The 512-nt window shown below is 36.3% G+C and carries 1 protein-coding gene and 1 pseudogene; both read right to left on the reverse strand.

Going from position 1 to position 512, the window contains the following annotated elements; genetic code table 11:
- Positions 1-227, reverse strand: a pseudogene (ispH, locus tag AC1QQ2_RS15130) (4-hydroxy-3-methylbut-2-enyl diphosphate reductase); the annotation flags it as partial.
- A gap of 35 nt (positions 228-262) precedes the next feature.
- Positions 263-512, reverse strand: a 250-nt coding sequence (locus AC1QQ2_RS15135; protein ID WP_479713770.1) for a biotin/lipoyl-containing protein, incomplete at its 5' end; no start/stop codon positions are given.

Below are 512 nucleotides of genomic sequence, written 5' to 3' on the forward strand. Positions count from 1 at the left end.
GAAAAGATCACAGGTTGTTTTGTTCCTTGTGGAATTTCATCTAAAGACTCCACAAAGATAACTCCCTTTTCTTTTAAATTATGAACAACAAACTTATTATGGACAATCTCATGGCGCACATAGACTGGTGCACCGTATTTAACTAAACTTTTCTCAACAATTTCAACAGCTCGGTCAACTCCCGCACAAAAACCTCGGTGTTTTGCTGTTACGATTTTTTTAAGCACAAGTCAAAACTAACATATATATAGATGGAAGAAATTTATTTTATAACAAATAATAATTGTTGGGCTTCAATGTTTTCGCCTGCTTTGACACAAAGCTTATCAACAGTTCCTGTTTGATCAGCGTAAATCACAGTTTCCATTTTCATAGCTTCAATGGTGCATAGCTTAGCGCCTTTTTGAACTTTAATACCCTCAGTAACAGCAACATCAACTAGCAATCCAGGAATAGGTGCCGCTACATGTTCTGTATTACTTGGATCGGCCATTTCTTTGGCTAAATCATCA

The sequence above is a fragment of the Aestuarium sp. genome (assembly GCF_023253315.1).
Taxonomy (GTDB): domain Bacteria; phylum Pseudomonadota; class Alphaproteobacteria; order Rhodobacterales; family Rhodobacteraceae; genus Marivivens; species Marivivens donghaensis.